This is a genomic window from Pseudooceanicola profundus, assembly GCF_054919315.1.
This window is the reverse complement of sequence record NZ_CM142898.1, coordinates 2,134,556-2,153,763: the sequence shown is the minus strand read 5'-3', so window position 1 is coordinate 2,153,763 and position 19,208 is coordinate 2,134,556. Positions and strand designations below refer to the sequence as shown.

The following is a 19,208-nucleotide window of genomic DNA, read 5'->3' as shown; positions in this document are numbered from 1 at the left end:
TAATAATCGGGAGATGCAGATGAAGAAGAGAACGTTTCTGAAAGGGGCCGCAGCCGCCGTTGCGCTGCCGCTCGCCATGACCGGTCCGGCCTTCGCGCAGGAGAAGACCAAGGTGGGTTTCATCTACGTGGGGCCGATCAATGACGGCGGCTGGACCCAGCACCACCATGAGTCCGCCATGAAGATGGTCGAGGAGATCGGCGAGGACAAGGTCGAGATGGTCTACCAGGAATCGGTGCCCGAAGGCCCCGACGCCGAGCGCGCCATGACCCAGATGGCCCTGGGCGGCGCCGACATCATCTTCACCACCTCCTTCGGCTACATGGACCCGACAATCAACGTCGCGGCCAAGTTCCCGGACGTGAAGTTCGAGCACGCCACCGGCTACAAGACCGCCGACAACGTCTCGGCCTATTCCGCGCGCTTCTACGAAGGCCGCGCCGTCATGGGCACCATCGCGGGCCACATGACCAAGTCGAACGTGCTGGGCTACATCGCCTCGGTGCCGATCCCCGAAGTCGTGCGCGGCATCAACTCGGCCTATATCCACGCCAAGAAGGTGAACCCCGACGTCGAGATGAAGATCATCTGGCTCTACACCTGGATGGACCCGGCGAAAGAGGCCGACGCGGCACGCACCCTGATCGAACAGGGCGCCGACGTGATCTTCCAGCACACCGACTCCACCGCGCCGCTGGCCGCCGCGCAGGATGCGGGCAACGTGATCGGCTTCGGCCAGGCCGGCGACATGAGCGAATACGCCCCCTCGCCGCGCGTCTCGTCGATCATCGACAACTGGGCGCCCTACTACGTCTCGCGCGTGAAGGCGACGATGGACGGCACCTGGGAAAGCCACAGCGTCTGGGAAGGCATCAACACCGGCATGGTCGGCATCGGTGACATCACCGACGCGGTCCCCGCCGAGGTGAAGGCCGAGGCAGAAGCCATGCGCGACGCCATTTCCGCGGGCGAATACCATCCGTTCACCGGCCCGCTGAAGAAACAAGACGGCAGCGACTGGCTGGCCGAAGGCGAAGTGGCCGATGACGGCACGCTGGCCGGCATGAACTTCTACGTCGAAGGCCTGACGGGCGAAATCCCCCAGTAACCCGACGGTCAGGCACCGCGGACGGTGCCCTGCGATCCTTCAGACCCGCGCTCCGGCGCGGGTCTTTTCGGTTTCGGCATCGCGCTGTTTCGCCCGGCTTCGATACAGCGGCAATTGCCGTTTCGCGTGTTGAAACCGCATATTCCCGAAACAAGACTAACGCCGCGTCACACCGCAATTCCGACCCCTTGGAATCGGCCCGCGCCCAAGAGATATGCAAATTCGGTAATACTCGTATCTCCTGATGGACTACCGCCTTTCGCAAAGCTGTGTCATTTTGTCCTAATGGGAGGACAAATTTGGCAGACATCCTGATCATCGGGGGCGGTGTTGCCGGCGTGACCGCCGCAGCCCGGCTGGCCGAGGACGCTTCGGTCACCCTGCTCGAGGCAGAACCGGCACTGGGCTACCACGCCTCGGGCCGGTCGGCGGCGATCTTCATCGCGCAATACGGCAACGAGACCATCCGCGCGCTGAACCACGCCAGCCTGGCAGAGCATCGCGAAACGGACGGCGGCGTATTGACCCGCCGCGGCCTGATGCTGGTGGGCCGCCCGCAGGAGCGCGCCGCCTTCGAGGCCGAGGCCGCCGCGAACGACATGGCCCCGATCACCGTGGCCGAGGCCCGCGCCGCCGTGCCGATCCTGCATCCCGTCACCTGCGCCTACGCGGCCTGGTACGACGAGGCCTATGACATGGACACCCACCGGATCATGGAGAGCGCCCGCAAGCGCGCCCGTTCCCTTGGGGTCGAGATCGTCACAGGCGCCCGTGTCACGGCGATCCGCCGCACAGACGGCCACTGGGAGGTGGAGACCGCCGGACGCAGCTTCCGCGCCGCGACGCTGGTCAACGCCGCCGGGGCCTGGGCCGACGAGGTGGCCGTGATGGCCGGCGCACGGCCGATGGATATCCGGCCCTTCCGCCGCTCCATGGCGCGGCTGCCGGCACCGGGCGGGGCGGATACCTCCGGCTGGCCCTTCATCGATGGGGTCAACGAGAGCTGGTACGCCAAGCCCGACACCGGTGGTCTGCTGGTCTCCCCCTCCGAGGAGGACCCCGTCGCGCCCCATGACGCATGGGCCGACGACATGGTGCTGGCCGAGGGGCTGGCCCGCTACGAGGAGATGGTCACCGCCCCGGTCACCCGGGTCGAGACCTCCTGGGCCGGGCTGCGCAGCTTCGCGCCCGACCGCACCCCGGTGATCGGCCGCGCGCCCGATTGCCCCGATTTCTTCTGGCTGGCCGGACAGGGAGGCTATGGCTTCCAGACAGCTCCGGCGGCCAGCCGCCTCGCGTCCGATCTTCTGATGGGACGTTCCCCCGCCCTGCCCGCCTCCGTGGTGGGCGCTCTCTCTCCTGAAAGGTTCGCGGCATGACGATCGACACGCTGTCCCCCACTCTCGACACCCCGCCGGCAGGCGCGTTGAGCAGCCCGGCCGCGCAGAGGAACCTTGCCCCGATCCTGCATGCGCTGGAGACGGTGGTGCCCGAGACCGGCAAGGCGCTGGAGCTGGCCTCCGGCACCGGCGAACACGTGGTGCGCATGGCAGGCGCCTTCCCCGGCCTGACATGGCAGCCCAGCGACATCGACCCGACGCGGATCACCTCGATCGACGCCTACGTGGCGGCGGCGGGCCTGCCCAACCTGCGCCCGGCGATCCGGATCGACGCCACCCGGCACGGCTGGTCCGCGATCCACGGCGGCAACGACCTGATCATGGTGGTGAACCTGCTGCACCTGATCTCGACCCAGGACGCCGACATGGTGATCGAACAGGCCGCCAAGGCGCTGAACCGGGGCGGACGGTTGGCGGTCTATGGCCCCTTCAAGCGCTCCGGCGCCCTGACCAGCGAGGGCGACGTCCGCTTCGACGCCGAGCTGAAGGCGCGCGATCCGCTGATCGGCTACAAGGATGACACGGAGATGACCAAGATGCTGCACGCCAACTGGCTGGAGCTGGAGAAGGTCATCGAGATGCCCGCGAACAACCTGATGTTCGTCGCCCACCGGGCGAACTGATCCCGATCTGACGGCGCGTCATTTCCCGTGGCGCGGCCCGGATCTGGACCAAATCTGATCCGGATCAAAGTTGCAACCTTTCGAATGTGTTTCCTGCGGGCAGGTATATTCGAAAGGACGCAGCCATGAGCTGGACGGACAAGATCGAAGGCACGCGCACCCAGTTGCGCGGTCTCTACAAGGCCATTCCCGAAACCACGCGCGCCTTTGGCGGCTTGAGCAAGGCCGTCGCCGAAAACGGCGTGCTGGACCTCAAGACCAAGGAATTCGTTGCGCTCGGCATCGCGGTGTCCCAGCGCTGCGAGGCCTGCATCGTGCTCCATGTCGAGGCGCTGATGAAAGCAGGCGCCACCCGCGAGGAACTGGGTGACGTGCTGGCAATGTCGGTGCAGATGGGCGGCGGGCCGGCCATGATGTACGCGGCCAAGGCGCTGGAGGCCTGGGACGAGTTCTCGGAAAAGGCGTGAGGCGCGGGCCGCGCCCCTGAAGACCCCGCCCGGCCTAAGGGCCGGGCCGGCACCGGGGCATTGGCAGGCCTCAGGGCCGGGCAGACGCCGAGGCATCGGCACACCCCCGGTCGACGGAGCGCACCGGCACCCCGGCGCCGCGCCTTACGCCTCGTTGTCGCGCCACCGCATCGCAATCGGATAGCGGCGGTCCAGCCAGAAGGCCTTCTTCGTCAGCCGCGCGCCCGGCGCCGACTGGAAGCGCTTGTACTCGCTGATGTAGAGCAGGTGCTCCACCCGCTTCACGTCCGCCTTGTCATAGCCCGCCGCGACGCAATCCGCGACCGAGGCATCCTGATCCACCAGCATCGTCAGGATGCCGTCCAGCACCGGGTAGTCAGGCAGCGAGTCGCTGTCCTTCTGGTCCGGGCGCAGCTCGGCCGAGGGCGGCTTGGTGATGATCCGCTCGGGGATGACCTCGCCCTCGGGGCCCATCATCCATCCGCGGTGGTTGGCGTTGCGCCAGCGACAGGTCTCGAAGACGCGGGTCTTGTAGAGGTCCTTGATCGGATTGTAGCCGCCCGCCATGTCGCCGTAGATCGTGGCATAGCCCACCGCCACCTCGGACTTGTTGCCGGTGGTCAGCAGCATCTCGTTGAACTTGTTCGACAGCGCCATCAGCAACAGGCCGCGCAGGCGGGACTGGATGTTCTCCTCGGTCGTGTCGGCGGCCAGCCCCTCGAAGAGCGGCGCCAGCGTCGCGGTGATCGCGTCTCGGCCCGCGCTGATCGGCACGAAGTCGTAGTGGCAGCCGAGCGCGGTGGCGCAGGCCTTGGCGTCTTCCAGCGAATGCTCGGAGGTGTACTCGGACGGCAGCATCACGCAGCGCACGTTCTCGGGGCCGAGTGCATCTGCGGCGATGGTCGCCACCAGCGCACTGTCGATCCCGCCGGACATCCCCAGCAGCACCTTGGCGAAGCCGGTCTTGCGGCAATAGTCGCGCAGGCCCTCGACCATGACGCGGTAATCCTGCTCCCAGTCGTCGGGGATACGGGCCTTGGGGCCCTCCTCGATGCGCCAGCCCTCGGGCCCGCGGACCAGGTCCACATGGGCGATCTCCTCGTCGAAGACCGGCATGTGGAAGGCCATCTCGCCGCCCGGGTTCAGGCCGAAGGAGCCGCCGTCGAAGACCTGGTCATCCTGCCCGCCGATCATGTTCAGGTAGATCAGCGGCAGGCCGGTCTCCACCACGCGGGCGACCATGTGGTTGAACCGCGTGTCCATCTTGCCGCGGTAGTAGGGCGAGCCGTTGGGCACCAGCAGGAACTCGGCCCCGGTCTCGGCCAGCGTTTCGGAGACATCGGGGTGCCAGGCGTCCTCGCAGATCGGCGAGCCGATGCGGGTGTTGCCCACGGAATAGGGCCCGCCAAGCGGCCCGCTGTCGAAGATGCGGACCTCGTCGAAGACGGTCTCGTTGGGCAGCTCGTGCTTGAGCACGCGACTCACGACCTTGCCGCCGCGGCAGATGTGGTAGGCGTTGAAGAGCTCCGCCCCCTCGACCCAGGGGCCGCCCACGGCCAGCGCGGGGCCATCGGCACAGTCGCGGGCCAGCTGCTCGATCGCGGCGATCGCGGTCTGGTGGAAGATGGGCTTCTCCACGAGGTCCTGCGTGTTGTAGCCGGTGATGAACATCTCGGTCAGGGCGACGAGGTCGGCACCTGCCTCGCGGCCCGCCTCCCAGGCGGCGCGCGCCTTGGCGGCATTGCCCGCGATGTCGCCGACCGTGGGGTTCAGCTGTGCCAGCGTGATGCGAAACCGTTCGGCCATCCGGCCCCCCTTTCCTGCGTTCTCCCCTGATTAGCGAGGCAAGCGGCGGAGGAAAAGGTGATTTCCCGGAAAGACATTGCCCGGCGGCAGGTGGTCCTCTACCTTGCCTACGCAACCCGCCGGTGGGGCGGAATGGGGAGTTGGTATGAAACCACGCGCGTTGATCGCAACCTGTGCGGCGCTGGCCCTTGGGGCCGGGTTTGCCATGGCGCAGGACGGAGAGGTCCAGACCAAGCAATACGAGGGAGGCGGCGTCTACGAAGGCACCTTCCTCAACGGCCTTCAGCACGGCACCGGCACCTACCGGCTACCCAACGGATATGAATACACCGGCGACTGGGTCGAGGGCGAGATCGCGGGCCGCGGCACCGCGCGCTACCCCGACGGCTCGGTCTACGAGGGCGAGTTCGCCAAGGGCAAACCCGACGGCGTGGGCAAGATCGTCTTCTCCGACGGCGGCACCTACGAGGGCGAGTGGTCCGAGGGCAAGATCACCGGGCAGGGCGTCGTGACCTATGCCAACGGCTCGCGCTACGAGGGCCAGTTCCGCAATGCGCTCCATGACGGGCGCGGCACGATGGTCGCCCCCTCCGGCTACACCTATGAAGGCGACTGGGTGAACGGCGTCGAAAGCGGTCAGGCCAAGATCTCCTACGCCGATGGCGAGGTCTACGAGGGCGCCGTGAAGGACGGCAAACGCTGGGGCGAAGGCACGCTGACCACGCCGGACGGGCTGACCTATACCGGCAGCTGGGAAGACGGCCAGATCAACGGTATCGGCACGCTGACCCAGCCCAATGGCGACGTTTACGAGGGCACGCTGATCGCGGGCCGTCGCGAGGGCGAAGGCAAGGTCACGTATGCCAACGGCGACATCTACGAGGGCGAGTTCCACGAGGACCGGCGCGATGGCACCGGCACCTTCTCGGGCGCGGACGGCTACGAGTACACCGGCAGCTGGGTGGCCGGAAAGATCGGCGGCGAAGGCCGCGTGGTCTATCCCGACGGCTCCGTCTACGAGGGCCAGTTCCGCGAGGACCTGCCCGATGGGCAGGGCAAGATCACCTACCCCGACAGCTCGACCTACGAGGGCGAGTGGACCGCCGGCGTGATCGAGGGCGAGGGCATCGCCCGCTACGCCAACGGGCTGGTCTACGAGGGCGCCTTCAAGGGCGCCAAGAACGACGGCTACGGCGTGATCACCTTCCCCGACGGCTACCGCTACGAAGGCGAGTGGTCCGAGGGGCAGCGCAGCGGTACCGGCACCGCGACCTATGCCGACGGCACCGTCTACGAGGGCGGCTTCGTCGCGGGCAAGCGCGAGGGCACGGGCAAGATCACCATGCCCGACGGCTTCACCTACGAAGGCGACTGGCAGGCGGGCGAGATCAGCGGCACCGGTGTCGCGACCTACGCCAATGGCGATGTCTACGAGGGCGAATTCCTCAGCGGCAAGCGGCATGGGCAGGGCACCATGCGCTACTCCAGCGGCGAGGAAGCCTCGGGCACCTGGGACAACGGGGCCCTCGAAGGAGCGACGACCGCGGAAGCGACGGAAGAGCCCCCGACCGCCCCGTCGGAGTAAGCGGCATCGCAGGGCCCGCCGGGCCCTGCCGATACGTCAGCGGCCCTTCCCCAATTGCGGCACTGCAGCGGAATTTCCGGGTTTTCAATCCAGTTTCCGCGCATTACACAGCCCTCATGACCACTCAGGGCCATCATATCTCCATGAGCGCGACCCGCCGTTCCGGCGGTCTGTCGGCTGCCGCCCTGCTGCTTCTCCTAACGCGCCTCTGAGCGTGCCGTTTCGGCGCGACCGCTCAGAGGAATAGCCGTTTCGCGCCAAGGCACCTGGAGATTAGAGAGAACACCGACATGACCAAAGCATCCGAACAGGACCGCGTCCTCATTTTCGACACCACGCTCCGTGACGGCGAACAAAGCCCCGGCGCGACCATGACCCACGAAGAGAAGCTCGAGATCGCGGCGCTTCTCGACGAGATGGGCGTCGACATCATCGAGGCCGGCTTCCCGATCGCTTCCGAAGGCGATTTCCGCGCCGTCAGCGAGATCGCCAAGAACTCCAAGAATTCGACCATCTGCGGCCTCGCCCGGGCGAACTTCAAGGACATCGACCGCGCCTGGGACGCCGTGAAATCCGCGCCCTCGCCGCGTATCCACACCTTCATCGGCACCTCGCCGCTGCACCGTGCGATCCCGAACCTCGACATGGACCAGATGGCCCAGCGGATCCACGAGACGGTGACCCACGCGCGCAACCTCTGCGACAACATCCAGTGGTCGCCGATGGACGCCACCCGGACCGAGCATGACTATCTCTGCCGCGTGGTCGAGATCGCCATCAAGGCCGGCGCCACCACGATCAACGTGCCCGACACCGTGGGCTACACCGCCCCGCGCGAGTCCGCCGACCTGATCCGCATGCTCCTCGAGCGTGTGCCCGGCGCGGACGAGGTGATCTTCTCGACCCACTGCCACAACGACCTCGGCATGGCGACGGCCAACAGCCTCGCCGCCGTGGAAGCGGGCGCACGCCAGATCGAATGCACCGTGAACGGCCTCGGCGAGCGGGCGGGCAATACCGCGCTCGAAGAAGTGGTCATGGCGCTGAAGGTCCGCAACGACATCATGCCCTATGCCACCGGCGTGGACAGCACCAAGATCATGAACATCTCGCGCCGCGTCTCCGCGGTCTCGGGCTTCCCGGTGCAGTTCAACAAGGCGATCGTCGGCAAGAACGCCTTCGCCCACGAGAGCGGCATCCACCAGGACGGCATGCTCAAGAACGCCGAGACCTTCGAGATCATGCGCCCGGCGGACGTTGGCCTGTCGGCCACGAACCTCGTCATGGGCAAGCACTCGGGCCGCGCGGCGCTGCGCTCCAAGCTCAAGGACCTCGGGATCGAACTTGGCGAGAACCAGCTCAACGACGTCTTCGTGCGCTTCAAGGACCTCGCCGACCGCAAGAAGGAGGTCTTCGACGAGGATCTCATCGCGCTCGTGCGGGTCTCCGATGACGCGGGCGAGGACAGCCTCGTGCTGAAGTCGCTCAAGGTCGTCTGCGGCACCGAAGGTCCCCAGACCGCCGAGATGACCCTCTCGGTCGACGGCGCGGACAAGAGCGTCACCGCCACCGGCGACGGCCCCGTGGATGCCGCTTTCAACGCGGTGAAGCAGATCTTCCCGCACGGCGCCCGGCTTCAGCTCTACCAGGTCCACGCCGTGACCGAGGGTACCGATGCGCAGGCCACCGTTTCGGTGCGCCTCGACGAGGAAGGCCGCATCGTGACCGGTCAGTCCGCCGACACCGACACCGTCGTGGCGAGCGTGAAGGCCTATATCCACGCGCTGAACCGCCTCATCGTGCGCCGCGGCAAGACCGGCTCCGACAAGGCCGAGATTTCCTACAAGGACGTCTCGTAAGCCGCAGCGCCCCTCACGGGTTCCCCGAACGCGCGCCCCTTACCGGGCGCGCGTTTTGCGTTCCGGGGGGCTCTCCGGGATCGACCAAGAATTTTCGAAAATTCTTGGGAAAATTCTTCGAAGAATTTTCTGTGCGTGGGGGAGAGGGAGCGCTTCCATTGCAGGGCGCGGTGATCGGAAAATTCGAATTTTCCGGTCCGGAATTTTTGAAAATTCCGGGGGGCTCCGCCCCCTTGGGCCCATGCCGGGCCCAATTCCCCCGGAGTATTTGGGGAAAGATGAAAGCCTGGGCGCGCGTCAGCTGAGGGTCGTGGCGCGGGCCCACCAGCCAGTGGGCGCGAGGCTGGCGGCGGCGGCCTCGGCGGCGCGGCGGTCCGGGTAGAGCGCGAAGCAGGTGGCGCCGGAGCCGGACATGCGCGCCAGCAGGCAGCCCGGCGTCGCGGCGAGGGCCTCGAGCACATCGCCGATCACCGGGGCGATGTCGCGGGCCGGGGTCTCGAGGTCATTGCGCTGCCCGGAGAGCCAGGCCGCGCAGCTGGCCGCGTCCGGCCAGTCCGGCAGGCGGACGGGCAGCGCGGGATTGGTGCGGCGGGTCAGCCGCTTGAAGACCGCAGGCGTCTCGACGCCCAGGCCGGGGTTCACGAGGACCGCGGGCAGCGGCGGCAGGCCGGGGACATCCTCCAGCCGTTCGCCCACGCCCTGCATCCGCAGCGCGCGGGACCGCAGGCAGGCGGGCAGGTCGGCGCCGAGGCGTTCCGCGTTCTCCGGCACGGGACGGCCGGTGGCCGCGGAGAGCGCCCGCAGGACGGCCGCCGCATCGGCGGTGCCGCCACCGATCCCCGCGGCCATGGGCAGATGCTTGGTCAGGCGGATCGCGGCGGGCTGGCCGAAGAAGCTGGCGGCGCGGAAGACGAGGTTCTCGGGGCCGGCAGGCACGCCCTCTGCGAGGGGGCCGTCGAGGGTGAGGCTGTTTTCCGGGGCCGGCGTCACCTCCAGCACATCGCCGAAATCGGCGAAGCAGACGAGACTGTCGAGCAGGTGATAGCCATCGCCGCGCTGCCCGGTGACATGGAGGGCGAGGTTGATCTTGGCCCGCGCGATCTCGCGCCGCGTGGCGGTTGTCCCGTCCGTCATGAACTCAGCCTGCTTTCGTCCCGTCCCGATGCGCCGCCCGCCGGGGCGGCGCCCGGTCAGGCGGCCGTCAGCGGTCGTCGCCCGCCACCTGTAGCGGCTCCATGCCCTCCTGGGCAAGCACCGCGTCGAGGCCGACGTTCAGCTTGCGGCGGATGCGATCGGCGGCCTCCGGCTCGGGGTCGAAGGAGAGCGCGCGGGTCCACTGGAACCGGGCTTCCATGTGGCGCCCGACCGCCCAGTAGACATCGCCGAGGTGGTCGTTGACCGTGGGATCCACCGGCATCAGCTCTGCCGCGTGCTCCATGTGGCCCACGGATTCCTCGTAGCGGCCCAGCGTGTAGAGCCCCCAGCCGAGGCTGTCGATGATGTAGCCGCTGTCTGGCTTCGCCTCGGCAGCGCGTTCGATCATGGCAAGCGCCTCGTCGAGGTTCTCGCGCTTCTCGACCATGGAATAGCCGAGGTAGTTCATCACCTGCGGGTCTTCCGGGTTCATCTCCAGCGCCTGCCGGAAGTCGGCCTCGGCCGCGGTCCAGTTGCCGAGGCGCTCCTGCGCGATGCCGCGGGCGTAGTGCAGGAACCACTGCGACCGATCCTCGGTGGTGTAGAGCGCAAGCGCCTCGTCATAGGCCTGCACCGCTTCGCGGTAGCGCCCGGTGCCGCGCAGCATGTCGCCCATGGTGGCGTGAACCAGCGGCAGATCGCCGTGGGTGTCCGAGAGCGAGGTTAGCACCTCGATCGCCGCATCGGTGCGCCCGGCGCGGCGCAGCGCATCGGCACGCCCCAGTTCGGCGGCGTGGAAGGCGGGATTGTCGCGCGGCACCCGGCGGTAGGCCGCGGTGGCGAGATCGGGCTGGCCCATGTCGTCGAGCAGTTCCGCCGAGAGCAGGATCGCGTCGATGTGGTCAGGCCGCAGGTATTCCGCGGTGCGCGAGTAGATCAGCGTGTAATCGTCGGTCGCATCGCCATCGAGGGCGGCAGCGACGGAATAGAAGATCTCGGCCACGCCATCTGCGGCGTTGCGGGCATAGTCGAAATCGAGGGTCTGGCCGGCCTGCAGGGCCGCGCGCATTCCGCCGACGACCGGATCGGGATCGGGGCCGAAGAGCGCCTCGATCACGGTCAGCGCATCCTTGGGCCGGTCGAGCTGAGACAGCACCTCGATCCGCGCGAGCGCCCCGCGACGGGTCATCTGGAGCGGGCCGTCCTCCTCGCCGGAGTAGATCGCCTCGGCGCCTTCGAAGTCGCCGGCCAGCGAGAGCGCCAGCGCCTTGTGGTAGAGCGAGAAGCCGCGCAGGCCGCGTTCATCCGCCACCGCGTCGAAGGCGACGAGCGCCTTGGCCATGTCGCCCATGCCCACATGCGCCCAGGCAACCAGCAGACCGTCGACCAGCGGGCCGACACCGCGCCCATCCTCGATCCGCGCAAGCAGCGCGGCGAAATCGCCGGACTGCGCCTCGGCGGCGGCCAGCACCATGCGGGCGATCTGGCTCTCGGCGCCCTGTTCCTCCATCGCGCGGGCATAGGGCAGCGCCGCGTCCAGACGGCCCACGGCCATTTCGGAGAGGACGGCGCCTTCAAGCAGCGCGGGATTGCCGGGATCAGCCTTCAGCGCGGCCGCGTAATATCCGGAGGCGGAGCCGTAGTCGCTGGTCACGCGGGCCTGCCGTGCGGCGAGATACTCGCCGGCGAGACCGGGCAACGGCTCTGCCGAGGCGCCCTGTCCCAGTCCGGCGATCGCCAGACCCTGTGTCAGAACCATTGCAACTGCGCGGATCTTGCTGCCCGACATGCGCTTGCTCCCTGCCTGCTGTGTCGATCGGGAAAAAATCTCCCCGGGTTGGGAACCAAGCTAGCCGAGACGCGTTATGCAAATCAATGCGGGGTGCCCCTTCGGACACCCCGCCTGATCGGATTCTCGCTCAACCGTGATCGCCGGCGATCACATATTGGGATAATTCGGCCCGTCCCCACCCTGCGGCGTGGTCCAGTTGATGTTCTGGGCCGGGTCCTTGATGTCGCAGGTCTTGCAGTGGACGCAGTTCTGGAAGTTGATCTGGAACGTCTTCTCGTCGCCCTCGCCCACGAACTCGTAGACGCCTGCCGGGCAGTAGCGTGCGGAGGGGCCCGCATATTGCGGCAGGTTCTTCTTCAGCGGGATCTCTGGATCGGCCAGCTTGAGGTGGCAGGGCTGGCTTTCCTCGTGGTTCGTCATGGCGAAGCTCACGTTGGTCAGCCGGTCGAAGGACAGCTTGCCGTCGGGCTTGGGGTAGTCGATGGGCGTGTGCTTGTCCGCGGTTTCGGTCGCCTCGGCGTCGGTCTTGCCGTGGCCGATGGTCCCGAGGAAGGAGAAGCCGAGCGTGTTGGTCCACATGTCCAGCCCGCCGAGCGCGAGGCTCGGGAAGAGGCCGTACTTGGACCACAGCGGCTTCACGTTGCGCACCTTCTTGAGGTCCTGCCCGATCTCGCCTTCGCGCACCGTGGTCTCGTAGGCCGTCAGCTCGTCCGAGGCACGACCGGCGGCGATTGCCTCGTGGGCGGCCTCGGCGGCGGCGATGCCCGAGAGCATGGCGTTGTGGTTGCCCTTGATGCGCGGCACGTTGACCATGCCGACCGAACAGCCCAGCAGGGCCGCGCCGGGCATGACCATCTTGGGCATCGACTGGTAGCCGCCCTCGGTGATGGCGCGGGCGCCGTAGGCCACACGCTTGCCGCCTTCGAGCAACTGGGCCACCATCGGGTGATGCTTGAAGCGCTGGAATTCCATGTAGGGGAAGAGATACGGGTTCTTGTAGTTCAGGTGCACCACGAAGCCGACGTAGACCTGATTGTTCTCGAGGTGGTAGATGAACGACCCCCCGCCCGCGTTGGAGCCGAGCGGCCAGCCCATGGTGTGGCTGACAGAGCCAAGCTTGTGCTTGGCCGGGTCGATCTCCCAGATCTCCTTCATGCCGATGCCGAACTTCTGCGGCTCCTTGCCCTTGGAGAGGTCGTATTTCGCGATCAGCTCCTTGGCGAGCGAGCCGCGCACGCCTTCGGAGATGAAGACGTATTTGCCCAGAAGCTCCATCCCCGGCTCGTAGCCCGGGCCCTCGGTGCCGTCGGCGTTCTTGCCGAACTCACCGGCGACGACGCCTTTGACTTCGCCGTTCTCGCCGTAAACCAGCTCGGAGCAGGCCATGCCGGGGAAGATCTCGACGCCCAGTTCCTCGGCCTGTTCGGCCATCCAGCGGCAGACGTTGCCCATCGAGACGATGTAGTTGCCGTGGTTGTTCATCAGCGGCGGCATCGGGAAGTTCGGCACGCGGATCTTGCCCGCTTCGCCCAGCAGGTAGAAGTTGTCTTCCGTCACCGGGGTGTTGAGCGGTGCGCCCTTTTCCTTCCAGTCGGGGATCAGCTTGGTCAGGCCGACCGGATCCAGCACCGCACCCGAGAGGATATGCGCCCCCACTTCCGAGCCCTTTTCGAGGACGACGACCTGCAGATCGGCATCGAGCTGCTTCAGCCGGATGGCCGCCGACAGGCCCGCCGGGCCCGCCCCGACGATCACCACGTCGTATTCCATGGCTTCGCGCTGAACTTCGGTCATCTGTTTCCTCTCCCTGCAGGCCCTTGTGGGTAAGATAGTTGCGAAGGGATAGCCCGCCGCTTGCCGAGAGGTCAATTGCCGCGCGTGCAAAACGCCGCGATCCCACGGCGTTTCCAACGCAACGTTCAACCTTCGTCCGCGCTGGCCTCCCTGCGCACATCGTCCGGTGTGTCGCCCAACAGGTAGCGCGGCCCGGCGCCAAGTCGCGCCGCGCGGTCCTGCGGATTGTTCAGGCGGCAGCTTGCGAGGCTGAGACAGCCGCAGCCGATGCAGCCGTCGAGGTCGTCGCGCAGCCGCTCCAGCACCGCGATGCGACGGTCGAGATCGGCCCGGAACCGGGTCGAGATCGCGCGCCAGTCGGCCGCGGTCGGCGTGCGCCCCTTGGGCAGCCCCTCCAGCTGCGCCCGGATCTGCGCGATGGAGAAGCCCATCTTCTGCGCGATCATGATGAAGGAGAGCCGCCGCAGGTCGGCCTTCTCGAACTGCCGCTGCCCCGCCGGATTGCGTTCGGCAGTCAGAAGGCCCTCGTCCTCGTAGTACCGGATTGCCGAGACGGCGAGCCCGGTACGCGCAGCCACTTCGCCGATCGCCAGCCCACGCCTCATCGCAACCCCCTGCCCTGCCGTATTTCTTTCCCATTGACCTCAAGTTTACTTGAGGCGGTACGCTGACACAACATCAGACGCGAGAAGAAGGAGACGACCATGATCCCGCGCCTCGAACACGCCAATGTCACCGTGACCGACCCCGACGCCACCGCCGCATGGCTGGTGGAGGTCTTCGGCTGGCACATCCGCTGGCAGGGCCCGTCCAAGGACAAGGGCCGCTCGGTCCATGTGGGCACCGACGACAGTTATATCGCGCTCTACACCCGCGCGGACGCGGTGCAGACGGGGCTGTCCAGCTATGACACCGTGGGGATGCTGAACCACCTCGCCGTCTTCACCGATGACATCGACGCGGTGGAGGCCAAGGTGGCCGCCGCGGGCTTCACCCCGGGCAACCACGCGGATTACGCGCCGGGGCGGCGGTTCTACTTCCACGACCGCGACGGGCTGGAATGGGAAGTGGCCTCGCACCAGTCCTGAGCGACGCCGGCAGGAAGACCCGACATCCCGGATCAGCAGCGGGGCCCCGCTTCGGGGGGTGACATCGAGGCCCGGATCGGCACCGGTCCCTGGGGAAGCGGGGAAGCTTGCCGACAGCGCGGGTTTTCCTTGCATTCGGGGCCCTGCTTGGGTCAGGTAGCCGGACTGATAAATTCAGCAAAGGGGCCTCTGCGGGCCCCTTTGCTACTGCTACGGATGGGCCAATGGAAAAGATACTGATGACCCGCGCGGGGGCCACCGCACTCGAAATCGAGCTGAAGAAGCTGAAATCCGAAGAGCGCCCGGCCATCATCCGGGCCATCGCGGAAGCGCGCGAACACGGCGACCTGAGCGAAAACGCCGAGTACCACTCCGCCCGCGAGAAGCAGAGCTTCATCGAGGGCCGGATCAAGGAACTCGAAGGCATCCTCTCACTGGCCGACGTGATCGACCCCAAGACGCTCTCCGGCACCATCAAGTTCGGCGCCACCGTCACCGTGGTGGACGAGGACACCGACGAGGAGAAGACCTGGCAGATCGTCGGCGAATACGAGGCCAACATCGAAGCCGGCCTGCTGAACATCAAGTCGCCCATTGCACGGGCGCTGATCGGCAAGGATGAGGGCGACAGCGTCGAGGTCCGCACCCCCGGCGGCGAACGTTCGTATGAAATTCTGAAAATCGTCTATAAATGACCGCAGTAGAGCCCGGCCCCGCACATGCCCCCGAGGGGCGGCGCGGGCGTCCGGGCAGGCCGGACAGGACGACGATCATGAGCGAGCCGCAGGAATCGCGCCCCACCCCCATGGGGATCTACGACCGCCCCGAGCCGCCGAAATATGGCGCGGGCGAGATCATCGCGCTTGTCCTTTCGTTGCTCTGGCTGGCCGGATCGGGTGTCTTCTTCATGACGCTGACGCCCGGCCCCGACGGCCTTGCGCCGGATACTCTGCGATTCGTCCTGACCATGCTGGCGATCTTCCTGCCGGTGGCGATGATCTGGGTGGCCGCCGCCGCCGCGCGCTCGGCCCGCATCATGCGGGAGGAGAGCGCCCGCCTGCGGGCCGCCATCGACGGCATCCGGCAGGCCTATGTCGCCCAGAACCAGGGCCGGCGCGGGTCGAGCGAGGAGACGATCTCCCGCAAGCTCGACCAGATCGCCGCCGCCCAGAAGAAGACCGAGACGGCAATCGCGACCTTCACCACGATCCGGCACCAGAACGGCATCCGCCCCGACGCCGCACCGGCGGCCCCGCCCGCCCCGGCGGACGACCAGCCCGGCCTGCCCCTTGGCACGCGGCCCGAGGACATGGCACCGCCGCTGGACCGGAACACCTTCATCCGCGCGCTGAACTTCCCCGAGACCGCCGAGGACGAGGAAGGCTTTGCCGCCCTGCGCAAGGCGCTGAAGGACCGGCAGGCGGCGCAGCTGATCCAGGCCGCGCAGGACGTGCTGACCCTGATGAGCCAGGACGGCATCTACATGGACGACCTGCGCCCCGATCTGGCCCGGCCCGAGATCTGGCGCCGCTTCGCCAAGGGCGAACGGGGCCGCGTGGTTGCGGCGCTTGGTGGCGTTCGGGACCGGTCCTCGCTGGCCCTTGCCGCAGGCCGGATGAAACAGGACCCGATCTTCCGCGATGCGGCGCATCACTTCCTGCGCCATTTCGACCGGATGTTCGCGGAACTGGAACAGACCGCCTCCGATACGGAAATCAACGACTTGGCCGAAACCCGCACCGCGCGGGCCTTCATGCTGCTGGGACGGGTCGCGGGCATCTTCGACTGAACGCGCCCGGAAGCTTCGGCAAAGCTCCGCCTGCGGTCGGATTGCCGCAGCGCAGCGCGCTTTGTCGACCCAGTAAAATAAGGTAAACGAGGGATCAGTGGCGCATTCCGCGCCGGAGCATCCCATGACCAGACACGTGAAGACGATTTGCCTCGCGCTTGCTCTGTCCCTGCCGCTGGTGGCCTGTGGCCACACGCCAGACGAGACGCCCGAGGTGACCCGCGCCCTTGCGACTCCGCTCTATCCCAATGAAACGCCTGAACTTCGCCAGCTGATCGTGAAGTATGCCGACACCTACGAGGTGCCGGTGCCCCTGGTGCAGCGGCTGGTCGTGCGCGAGAGCACCCACCGCCCCGAGGCCCGCAACGGCCCCTATTACGGCCTGCTGCAGATCCTGCCCGCCACCGCCCGCTCCATGGGCTTTGCCGGCAAGCCGACCGATCTGCTCGATGCCGAGACCAATCTCAAGTACGCGGTGAAATACCTCCGGGGTGCCTGGCTGCTGGCCGATGGCTCCTATGACAATGCGGTCAAATGGTATTCCCGCGGCTACTACTACGAGGCCAAGCGCCGCGGCATGCTGGAAGAGACCGGCCTGCGCTGACCGACGGCCTGCGCCGAAACGGGCCGGGCGCACCGGACCCACGAGGAAAGGGGGGCTGTCTGCCCCCCGGTCCCTGCGGCCCCCCCCCCCGAGGATATTTTCCAACAGTGGATGCAGGGGCCGCGCGCGGCCCGTCTTCGCAGCGCTGCACAGAGCGGGGCCGCTCGCCGCGCCTGCGCGCGATTGCATCGTGGCGCCGGGGCAGGTAGGCGGGTCAGCAGTTCTGTCCCAAGGTCTCCCCGCGATGTCCTCAATCTCGAAATCCGCCTTCTGGCTGGGTCTGCGCGATGGCGCCCCCTTCGCCCTCGTGGTCGGCCCCTTTGCCATGCTCTTCGGCGTGGTGGCCGCCGACGCCGGGCTGAACGCCCTTGAGGCGACCGCCGTCTCGCTGGCCGTGATCGCGGGCGCCGCACAGTTCACCGCCATCGGCCTGCTGGCGGACCATGCGCCGACCTTCGTGGCGCTGGCCTCGGCGCTGGCCGTGAACCTGCGGATGGCGATGTACTCCGCCTCGCTGACGCCGCACCTCGGCGCGGCGCCGCTCTGGCAGCGGGCGCTGGCGGCCTACCTGACGGTGGACCAGTCCTATGCCCTCGCCATGGTGACCTATCCCAAGCACCCCGACTGGGGCACGCCGCAGAAGATGGGCTATTTCCTCGGCACCGTGACGGCGATCTGCCCGTTCTGGTACCTGCTGACCATCGTCGGCGCGCTCGTGGGCAACAGGATCCCGCCGGAGTTCGCGCTCGACTTCGCGCTGCCGATCACCTTCCTGGCCATGGTGGCGCCGATGCTGAAGACCCGCGCCCATCTCGCCGCGGCGCTGGTGGCGATCCTGCTGTCGCTGCTGCTGGCGTGGATGCCCTACAACCTCGGCCTGATGGTGGCCGCCATTGCGGGCATGATGGCCGGTGCGCGGGTGGAAGTGATGACCGGAGGCGCCAAATGATCGACCGTATCGACCTGTGGACCGTCGTGATCCTGCTGGGGATCGGCAGCTTCTTCCTGCGGTTCGTCTTCCTCGGGGTGATCGGGGACCGGAACCTGCCGGAGTGGGTGCTGCGCCACCTGCGCTACACCGCCGTGGCGGTGCTGCCAGCGCTGGTGGCACCGCTGGTGCTCTGGCCCGCGGCCAACGGTGGCGAGGTGGAGCCTGCCCGGCTGACCGCTGCCATTGTCACGATTGCCGTGGGCGTCCTGACCAAGCACACCTTCGCGGCGATCGCGGCAGGCGCCCTGACGCTCGCCGCGATGCTGGCACTGCTTTACTGAAGCGCGGCCACCCGCCGTTTCGGCAGGAAGATGTCATCCGCGCCCGCGACCGGCGTGAATTCCTCGTAGAGGGTGTTCGTGCGCACGCCGGGCAGCTCGGAGAAGCTGATCGCCAGCTGGCGCGGGTAGAAGGTCTGATCCACGTTTTCGAACCCCGGCAGCTGACGCAGCAGCCGCGCGGTGTGGTTGGCGCAATAGGCGCCCGGCGCCGGGCCATTGGCCTGTGCCAGCTGCAACGCCTTTTCCGCCACCTCGGGCGAGACGGTGATCGTCTGCACCACCGCGTGATACTCGGGCCGGGCGTGCATCCGCAGGTAGCCATCCTCGAAGGCCGGCGAGATGCCGTAGAGCACGTCACCCGACCGCGGGGTCTGGGGATGGTGGAAGGACCCGGCCGGATCGAAGATCACCCGCTGCGAGGCATTGATCAGCAGCGCGGTATGACCGCCCTTGCCGGTGCGGTTCGAGATCATCGTGATCAGCTTCAGCTCGGGCTGGCCGGGCATCGAATAGGCCGCGCGGGTGACCTCGGCCTGGGGCGCGGAGGTCGGGTTGTTGGCACAGGCCGCGAGACCGAGAACGGCCGCGAGGACCAGTAGAAGGCGCATCATGCGGGGGTCGTCTCCCGTTGTGGCCCGCCTCCTCCACGAGCCGTTCCATTCCGGGGCACGGAGGCCCCGCTGTCCAGAGAGGAGGGGATCAGCTGTTGAAGACAGCCATGATCAGCAGGACCACGAAAACGATGCCCACGACGACCTTGGTCGCGGTGATGAACCCGTTGAAGGTCTTTTCCTGCGGTTCGATGTTCATCGTGCCGTGCTTGTGCTCTGCCATGGTCGCTTCCTCTCCTGTCCGGTCGCTGACCGGGTCCCTGTTGCGCGTCGACG

At 67.3% G+C, this 19,208-nt stretch carries 19 protein-coding genes; 12 read left to right on the top strand and 7 right to left on the bottom strand.

Going from position 1 to position 19,208, the window contains the following annotated elements:
* Window positions 1-19 precede the first annotated feature (19 nt).
* The 4 genes from ACX9MO_RS09900 (at window position 20) to ACX9MO_RS09885 (ending at window position 3,598) form a co-directional block, all read left to right on the top strand.
* Complete coding sequence (locus tag ACX9MO_RS09900) at window positions 20-1,108, top strand: BMP family ABC transporter substrate-binding protein (protein ID WP_462214412.1); 1,089 nt, start codon at window positions 20-22, stop codon at window positions 1,106-1,108.
* 299 nt (window positions 1,109-1,407) lie between these two features.
* Window positions 1,408-2,487 (top strand): NAD(P)/FAD-dependent oxidoreductase, encoded by a 1,080-nt coding sequence (locus tag ACX9MO_RS09895; RefSeq protein ID WP_462214411.1) that lies wholly within the window; start codon window positions 1,408-1,410, stop codon window positions 2,485-2,487.
* Window positions 2,484-3,131 (top strand): DUF938 domain-containing protein, encoded by a 648-nt coding sequence (locus ACX9MO_RS09890; protein ID WP_462214410.1) that lies wholly within the window; start codon window positions 2,484-2,486, stop codon window positions 3,129-3,131. The genes ACX9MO_RS09895 and ACX9MO_RS09890 overlap by 4 nt, the downstream gene beginning before the upstream one ends.
* Window positions 3,132-3,256: 125 nt before the next feature.
* Window positions 3,257-3,598, top strand: a complete 342-nt coding sequence (locus ACX9MO_RS09885; protein WP_462214409.1) for a carboxymuconolactone decarboxylase family protein — start codon at window positions 3,257-3,259, stop codon at window positions 3,596-3,598.
* Between the two features lie 144 nt (window positions 3,599-3,742).
* Here the strand turns inward: ACX9MO_RS09885 and ACX9MO_RS09880 are convergent, their stop codons facing one another.
* The gene (locus ACX9MO_RS09880) at window positions 3,743-5,404 is read right to left on the bottom strand and encodes an NAD+ synthase (RefSeq protein WP_462214408.1); all 1,662 of its coding nucleotides are present in this window, start codon (window positions 5,402-5,404) and stop codon (window positions 3,743-3,745) included.
* Window positions 5,405-5,549: 145 nt separating this feature from the next.
* Between ACX9MO_RS09880 and ACX9MO_RS09875 the strand changes: the two genes are divergently transcribed.
* Both ACX9MO_RS09875 and ACX9MO_RS09870 read left to right on the top strand, forming a co-directional pair.
* Window positions 5,550-6,989 (top strand): MORN repeat-containing protein, encoded by a 1,440-nt coding sequence (locus tag ACX9MO_RS09875; RefSeq protein ID WP_462214407.1) that lies wholly within the window; start codon window positions 5,550-5,552, stop codon window positions 6,987-6,989.
* A 290-nt stretch (window positions 6,990-7,279) separates the two neighbouring features.
* Complete coding sequence (locus ACX9MO_RS09870) at window positions 7,280-8,848, top strand: 2-isopropylmalate synthase (RefSeq protein ID WP_462214406.1); 1,569 nt, start codon at window positions 7,280-7,282, stop codon at window positions 8,846-8,848.
* A gap of 297 nt (window positions 8,849-9,145) precedes the next feature.
* On the opposite strand, the gene ACX9MO_RS09865 is transcribed toward ACX9MO_RS09870, so the two are convergent.
* The 4 genes from ACX9MO_RS09865 to soxR all read right to left on the bottom strand — a co-directional run bounded on the left by ACX9MO_RS09865 (window position 9,146) and on the right by soxR (window position 14,173).
* Window positions 9,146-9,982, bottom strand: a complete 837-nt coding sequence (locus ACX9MO_RS09865; RefSeq protein WP_462214405.1) for a 4-(cytidine 5'-diphospho)-2-C-methyl-D-erythritol kinase — start codon at window positions 9,980-9,982, stop codon at window positions 9,146-9,148.
* Window positions 9,983-10,049: 67 nt separating this feature from the next.
* Window positions 10,050-11,741: a tetratricopeptide repeat protein gene (locus tag ACX9MO_RS09860; protein ID WP_462214404.1), complete on the bottom strand. Its 1,692-nt coding sequence runs from the start codon at window positions 11,739-11,741 to the stop codon at window positions 10,050-10,052.
* A 180-nt stretch (window positions 11,742-11,921) separates the two neighbouring features.
* On the bottom strand, window positions 11,922-13,568 hold the full coding sequence (locus ACX9MO_RS09855; RefSeq protein WP_462214403.1) for an electron transfer flavoprotein-ubiquinone oxidoreductase: 1,647 nt from the start codon (window positions 13,566-13,568) through the stop codon (window positions 11,922-11,924).
* A 125-nt stretch (window positions 13,569-13,693) separates the two neighbouring features.
* Window positions 13,694-14,173 carry a redox-sensitive transcriptional activator SoxR gene (gene soxR / locus ACX9MO_RS09850; RefSeq protein ID WP_462214402.1) on the bottom strand — a complete coding sequence of 160 codons (480 nt, stop codon included), beginning with the start codon at window positions 14,171-14,173 and terminating at the stop codon, window positions 13,694-13,696.
* Between the two features lie 99 nt (window positions 14,174-14,272).
* Between soxR and ACX9MO_RS09845 the strand changes: the two genes are divergently transcribed.
* The 6 genes from ACX9MO_RS09845 (at window position 14,273) to ACX9MO_RS09820 (ending at window position 18,321) form a co-directional block, all read left to right on the top strand.
* The gene (locus tag ACX9MO_RS09845; RefSeq protein WP_222494210.1) at window positions 14,273-14,656 is read left to right on the top strand and encodes a VOC family protein; all 384 of its coding nucleotides are present in this window, start codon (window positions 14,273-14,275) and stop codon (window positions 14,654-14,656) included.
* Between the two features lie 224 nt (window positions 14,657-14,880).
* Complete coding sequence (greA, locus tag ACX9MO_RS09840) at window positions 14,881-15,351, top strand: transcription elongation factor GreA (protein ID WP_222494212.1); 471 nt, start codon at window positions 14,881-14,883, stop codon at window positions 15,349-15,351.
* A gap of 77 nt (window positions 15,352-15,428) precedes the next feature.
* Window positions 15,429-16,445, top strand: a complete 1,017-nt coding sequence (locus ACX9MO_RS09835; RefSeq protein WP_462214401.1) for a hypothetical protein — start codon at window positions 15,429-15,431, stop codon at window positions 16,443-16,445.
* A gap of 124 nt (window positions 16,446-16,569) precedes the next feature.
* A complete protein-coding gene (locus ACX9MO_RS09830) occupies window positions 16,570-17,049 on the top strand; it encodes a transglycosylase SLT domain-containing protein (RefSeq protein WP_222494216.1) in 480 nt (159 codons plus the stop codon).
* Window positions 17,050-17,293: 244 nt separating this feature from the next.
* On the top strand, window positions 17,294-17,998 hold the full coding sequence (locus ACX9MO_RS09825; protein WP_222494218.1) for an AzlC family ABC transporter permease: 705 nt from the start codon (window positions 17,294-17,296) through the stop codon (window positions 17,996-17,998).
* Window positions 17,995-18,321 carry an AzlD domain-containing protein gene (locus tag ACX9MO_RS09820; RefSeq protein WP_222494219.1) on the top strand — a complete coding sequence of 109 codons (327 nt, stop codon included), beginning with the start codon at window positions 17,995-17,997 and terminating at the stop codon, window positions 18,319-18,321. The genes ACX9MO_RS09825 and ACX9MO_RS09820 overlap by 4 nt, the downstream gene beginning before the upstream one ends.
* On the opposite strand, the gene ACX9MO_RS09815 is transcribed toward ACX9MO_RS09820, so the two are convergent.
* Window positions 18,315-18,932, bottom strand: a complete 618-nt coding sequence (locus ACX9MO_RS09815) for a hypothetical protein (protein WP_462214400.1) — start codon at window positions 18,930-18,932, stop codon at window positions 18,315-18,317. The two genes, ACX9MO_RS09820 and ACX9MO_RS09815, sit on opposite strands and share 7 nt — an antisense overlap.
* An 88-nt stretch (window positions 18,933-19,020) precedes the next feature.
* Entirely contained in the window at window positions 19,021-19,155 is a 135-nt protein-coding gene (locus ACX9MO_RS09810; protein WP_222494221.1) for an aa3-type cytochrome c oxidase subunit IV, read from the bottom strand.
* Window positions 19,156-19,208: the final 53 nt, after the last annotated feature.

Excerpts from the sequence above, each read along its gene's own strand:
- ACX9MO_RS09825 (WP_222494218.1), top strand. The coding sequence starts at position 17,294 with ATGTCCTCAATCTCGAAATCCGCCTTCTGGCTGGGTCTGCGCGATGGC.
- ACX9MO_RS09880 (WP_462214408.1), bottom strand. The coding sequence starts at position 5,404 with ATGGCCGAACGGTTTCGCATCACGCTGGCACAGCTGAACCCCACGGTC.
- ACX9MO_RS09875 (WP_462214407.1), top strand. The coding sequence starts at position 5,550 with ATGAAACCACGCGCGTTGATCGCAACCTGTGCGGCGCTGGCCCTTGGG.
- ACX9MO_RS09855 (WP_462214403.1), bottom strand. The coding sequence starts at position 13,568 with ATGACCGAAGTTCAGCGCGAAGCCATGGAATACGACGTGGTGATCGTC.
- ACX9MO_RS09820 (WP_222494219.1), top strand. The coding sequence starts at position 17,995 with ATGATCGACCGTATCGACCTGTGGACCGTCGTGATCCTGCTGGGGATC.
- soxR (WP_462214402.1), bottom strand. The coding sequence starts at position 14,173 with ATGAGGCGTGGGCTGGCGATCGGCGAAGTGGCTGCGCGTACCGGGCTC.
- ACX9MO_RS09860 (WP_462214404.1), bottom strand. The coding sequence starts at position 11,741 with ATGGTTCTGACACAGGGTCTGGCGATCGCCGGACTGGGACAGGGCGCC.
- greA (WP_222494212.1), top strand. The coding sequence starts at position 14,881 with ATGGAAAAGATACTGATGACCCGCGCGGGGGCCACCGCACTCGAAATC.
- ACX9MO_RS09830 (WP_222494216.1), top strand. The coding sequence starts at position 16,570 with ATGACCAGACACGTGAAGACGATTTGCCTCGCGCTTGCTCTGTCCCTG.
- ACX9MO_RS09870 (WP_462214406.1), top strand. The coding sequence starts at position 7,280 with ATGACCAAAGCATCCGAACAGGACCGCGTCCTCATTTTCGACACCACG.
- ACX9MO_RS09865 (WP_462214405.1), bottom strand. The coding sequence starts at position 9,982 with ATGACGGACGGGACAACCGCCACGCGGCGCGAGATCGCGCGGGCCAAG.
- ACX9MO_RS09900 (WP_462214412.1), top strand. The coding sequence starts at position 20 with ATGAAGAAGAGAACGTTTCTGAAAGGGGCCGCAGCCGCCGTTGCGCTG.
- ACX9MO_RS09890 (WP_462214410.1), top strand. The coding sequence starts at position 2,484 with ATGACGATCGACACGCTGTCCCCCACTCTCGACACCCCGCCGGCAGGC.
- ACX9MO_RS09810 (WP_222494221.1), bottom strand. The coding sequence starts at position 19,155 with ATGGCAGAGCACAAGCACGGCACGATGAACATCGAACCGCAGGAAAAG.
- ACX9MO_RS09845 (WP_222494210.1), top strand. The coding sequence starts at position 14,273 with ATGATCCCGCGCCTCGAACACGCCAATGTCACCGTGACCGACCCCGAC.
- ACX9MO_RS09835 (WP_462214401.1), top strand. The coding sequence starts at position 15,429 with ATGAGCGAGCCGCAGGAATCGCGCCCCACCCCCATGGGGATCTACGAC.
- ACX9MO_RS09885 (WP_462214409.1), top strand. The coding sequence starts at position 3,257 with ATGAGCTGGACGGACAAGATCGAAGGCACGCGCACCCAGTTGCGCGGT.
- ACX9MO_RS09815 (WP_462214400.1), bottom strand. The coding sequence starts at position 18,932 with ATGATGCGCCTTCTACTGGTCCTCGCGGCCGTTCTCGGTCTCGCGGCC.